This window comes from Limnohabitans sp. (assembly GCF_044361985.1).
Taxonomy (GTDB): domain Bacteria; phylum Pseudomonadota; class Gammaproteobacteria; order Burkholderiales; family Burkholderiaceae_C; genus Limnohabitans_A.
On record NZ_JBIKHV010000170.1, the window covers coordinates 1 to 3,227 of the forward strand.

A 3,227-nucleotide genomic window follows, 5' to 3' on the forward strand; every position below is an offset into this window, starting at 1 on the left:
CCTCCACGCCGTCAAAGCCTGCGGCCATGGCGTTGGCTGCTGCCTTGCGGTAGTCCGCCACGATGCCGGGCAACTCGCTGATGTCGAGGGCGCGTGGTTCAGAGGTGTCGACAAATTGGGCTTGACCTTCGACCAGCAAGACGGTTTTTGTTTTGGCGGTGATGGCTGAGGGGGCCACGGGCGCGCCGCCCCCCGGTTGCAAGCTGGTGTGTGACACCCGGCCCACATGCCACAGCTGCACCACGATCTTGCCGCCCTCGGCATGCACTGCATCGGTCACTGGCTTCCAGGACGCGACTTGCGCCTCGTGCCAGATGCCTGGCACATCGGCATAGCCTTGACCTTGCTGGCTGATGGCGGTGGCTTCGGTCACGATCAGGCCTGCGCCTGTCGCTGGGTTCGCGCGTTGCCGGTAATAGGTGGCCATGCGGGCGTTGGCGAGTGCGCCGGGTGCGCGGTTGCGTGTCAGTGGTGCCATCACGATGCGAGAGGCCAAAGCCATGGCACCGACTTGGCAGGGTTCAAACAAGGAGCTCATGTGTTCAATTCAAAAAAGTATCGGGAAGGGCGTTTCAGCTGGCGTAGTCAGGACTGTCGCGTTGCAACTTTCTGAGCAAGGACGGCCAGACAAACGCACCCCCCAAACCACCCGTTTGCACGCGCATGACATGGGCCAAGCCGGTCAAGATTTGAGGGTCGACGGCGGTCAGATCTTTGGGCCCGGATTGTCCAGCCAGCGCATCCACCTGGATGCGACAAGTGTTTTCGAAGATGTACATCGACAAGAAGGCGTCGGCAATCGTTTTGCCCACCGTGAGCAAGCCATGGTTGCGCAGCATCAGGTAATTCGCTTTGCCCAGATCGGCCTGCAGGCGCAGCTTTTCGTCATCTCGGATCGCCACGCCCTCATAGCCGTGGTAAGCCAATGACGCCAGCACAAACGTGCTTTGCTGGCTGATGGGCAGCACGCCATGTGCTTGCGCGCTGACGGCGATGCCTGCACGTGTGTGGGTGTGCAGCACGCAGCCGGCATCGGGCCGCGCTTCGTGCACGGCGCTGTGAATCACAAAACCTGCCGGGTTGACCGGGAAGGGGCTGTCATGCAGTTTGTTGCATTGCATGTCCACTTTGACCAAGCTGGACGCGGTGATTTCGTCAAACATCAAGCCATAGGGATTGATCAAAAAATGGTGGGCATCGCCAGCCACCGAGTGAGGCAGTTTGGCACTGATGTGTGTGAACACCAGGTCGCTCCAGCCATACAAGGCCACCAACCGGTAACAAGCCGCCAGGTCCAGACGCAGTTGCCATTCGTCGGGGTGAACGCTGTCTTTCAGGGAAGGCATGTCAAGCGCCATGGCGGTGCTCCTGTGGGTGAAAAAGATGCGCCAGCTTAACCACAAGCGGCCGTGTGAAATGACGTCTTGGTGACTGGACCGCAGTGTTCGTGCTCAGTCGGGTCGTGTCAGTGTTTCGAGCCGCGCCAGGAAAGTCAGTGCAAACCGACCGCCGTCGTCTTGCGGTCCGCACATGTCCGGCGAGGCTTGTAACTGGCTGCATACCGCCGGCCGCCCAGGCTGGCCAAAGATCTTGCACCGCCTCTGCTCATCGAGTTGCACGCAAGCCAACCCGGCGGGTTTGCCCTTGGGCATGCCCGGAATGGGTGATGAAATGGAGGGGGCGATGCAGCAGGCGGCACAACCCGAGCGACAGGAAAACGCCCCAGCGCTTGTAGGACTCATCGTGGCCACAAAGCCCAGAGTTGCAAAGTTTGTTTCATGCGGCCAGCGAACTCACCTGCTGCCTGGCCCGAGCCCGCGTAATAGTCTGCCCGGACCGCGCCCACAATCGCGCTGCCCGTGTCCTGGGCCAGCACCAGACGGTCCAGCTTGCTGAGTGGCCCCGAAGATTTGAGCCACACCGGTGTGCCATACGGAATGCTGTTTCGGTCGACCGCAATGGAGCGTTCGGCGGTCAGCGGCACACCCTGGGCGCCTTTGGGGCCAGGAGGCACAGAGCCTACAGGCAGACTTTCTTCCTTGAAAAAAACCACACGCGGGTTTTGCCAAAGCAGCTCGTTCACGCGTGAGGGGTTGCGGTCGATCCAGGCTTTGATGCCAGGCCATGAGGCATCGCGGATCAGGTTTTGGTCAAGCAGCCAGCGGCCAATGCTTTTGTAGGGCTGTTCGTTGGTTGCGGCAAATGCCAGCCGCACCATGCGTTGGTCACCATTGGGCTCACGCACATTCACCAGGCCCGAGCCTTGAATGTGCAGCACCATGGCATCGACCGGATCGGCCAGATAAACCAGTTCTTTGCCCCGCAGGGCGGCGCGCGCTTGCGCTTGGGTTTCCATTTCTTGCCGGGTGTACCAAGGCTTGCGATGGTTCAGATTGCCAGGGGGCGCATAAAGCGGCACTTTGAAGCCCGGGCTGACCTGGCGAGTGGCGTTCAGCACAGGCTCGTAGTAAGCGGTCAGCAAACCTTCGCTTTGTTGCGTGTGTGACTCGACCCGGTAGGGCTGCAGGTTTTCCAGGATCCACTGCCTTTGTTGGGGCGCAGAGGCACTCGCCAGTTGCCGAATTTGGGGGCACAGGGGAGCCCAGGCTTTGCTTGGGCGCGCACAGCTTTGCAGCCAGGCAGGCCAGGCCTCATTCAGGGCGTCGGTGTGCAGTCCGGGAAGCTCAGACCAAGGGACGGGCACCCAGCGGCTATTCGCCTGCATGATGAGCGGCGGCATGGGGCCTTGTTCCACCCTTGGTGGAGGGGTCGATGGGCTTGCTTTGGTGGGTTCTTCCAGCACGGGTGCGACCGAGCAGCCCATCAGGCTCCCTACAATCGCAGCCAACACCCAACCGGCAGATGACCGGGCAACAGAAAGAAATGGAAGATTGCGCATGGCTCTTATTTTGCTGGAAGCCTTGTTGGCCCTGTTGCTCTTTGTGTTGATTGTGTGGTGGACCATGTTTTCAGGACGATCGAAGGGTGAATTGCCACCCGCCGACAAAACCGATCCGAACGACAAAGCCCCTTGAAGAGGGGCTGCGGTCCGGGTCAATCCAGCAAGGTTCCGGCCCCTTCAAAGCGTTGCGCGTAATACCGGTTGCTCATCTGGTCAATCCGCACCCCTGTTTTGGGGTTGCTGGCGTGCACAAAGCGGCCTCCGCCCACATAGATGCCAACATGCGAATGGCGCGCGCCCAGGGTGTTGAAGAACACCAAGTCGC

5 protein-coding genes and 1 pseudogene are annotated in these 3,227 nt (G+C 60.5%); 1 reads left to right on the plus strand and 5 read right to left on the minus strand.

The annotated features are described in order from the left end of the window. From ACIQ3A_RS14585 to ACIQ3A_RS14600, 4 genes and pseudogenes are all read right to left on the minus strand, one after another. Window positions 1-538 (minus strand): annotated as a pseudogene (locus ACIQ3A_RS14585) (alkene reductase); the annotation flags it as partial. 34 nt (window positions 539-572) lie between these two features. Then, window positions 573-1,358: a class II aldolase/adducin family protein gene (locus ACIQ3A_RS14590; RefSeq protein ID WP_396432447.1), complete on the minus strand. Its 786-nt coding sequence runs from the start codon at window positions 1,356-1,358 to the stop codon at window positions 573-575. Window positions 1,359-1,451: 93 nt separating this feature from the next. After that, the gene (locus ACIQ3A_RS14595; RefSeq protein WP_396432449.1) at window positions 1,452-1,742 is read right to left on the minus strand and encodes a YkgJ family cysteine cluster protein; all 291 of its coding nucleotides are present in this window, start codon (window positions 1,740-1,742) and stop codon (window positions 1,452-1,454) included. After that, complete coding sequence (locus tag ACIQ3A_RS14600) at window positions 1,739-2,899, minus strand: murein transglycosylase A (protein ID WP_396432450.1); 1,161 nt, start codon at window positions 2,897-2,899, stop codon at window positions 1,739-1,741. The genes ACIQ3A_RS14595 and ACIQ3A_RS14600 overlap by 4 nt, the downstream gene beginning before the upstream one ends. Between ACIQ3A_RS14600 and ACIQ3A_RS14605 the strand changes: the two genes are divergently transcribed. Then, window positions 2,898-3,035 (plus strand): hypothetical protein, encoded by a 138-nt coding sequence (locus tag ACIQ3A_RS14605; RefSeq protein ID WP_396432451.1) that lies wholly within the window; start codon window positions 2,898-2,900, stop codon window positions 3,033-3,035. The two genes, ACIQ3A_RS14600 and ACIQ3A_RS14605, sit on opposite strands and share 2 nt — an antisense overlap. Before the next feature lie 19 nt (window positions 3,036-3,054). Here the strand turns inward: ACIQ3A_RS14605 and ACIQ3A_RS14610 are convergent, their stop codons facing one another. Continuing rightward, window positions 3,055-3,219 (minus strand): C40 family peptidase, encoded by a 165-nt coding sequence (locus tag ACIQ3A_RS14610; RefSeq protein ID WP_396432452.1) that lies wholly within the window; start codon window positions 3,217-3,219, stop codon window positions 3,055-3,057. Window positions 3,220-3,227: the final 8 nt, after the last annotated feature.

Coding starts and splice junctions, on each gene's coding strand:
- ACIQ3A_RS14590 (WP_396432447.1), bottom strand. CDS start 1,358: ATGGCGCTTGACATGCCTTCCCTGAAAGACAGCGTTCACCCCGACGAA.
- ACIQ3A_RS14595 (WP_396432449.1), bottom strand. CDS start 1,742: ATGAGTCCTACAAGCGCTGGGGCGTTTTCCTGTCGCTCGGGTTGTGCC.
- ACIQ3A_RS14605 (WP_396432451.1), top strand. CDS start 2,898: ATGGCTCTTATTTTGCTGGAAGCCTTGTTGGCCCTGTTGCTCTTTGTG.
- ACIQ3A_RS14600 (WP_396432450.1), bottom strand. CDS start 2,899: ATGCGCAATCTTCCATTTCTTTCTGTTGCCCGGTCATCTGCCGGTTGG.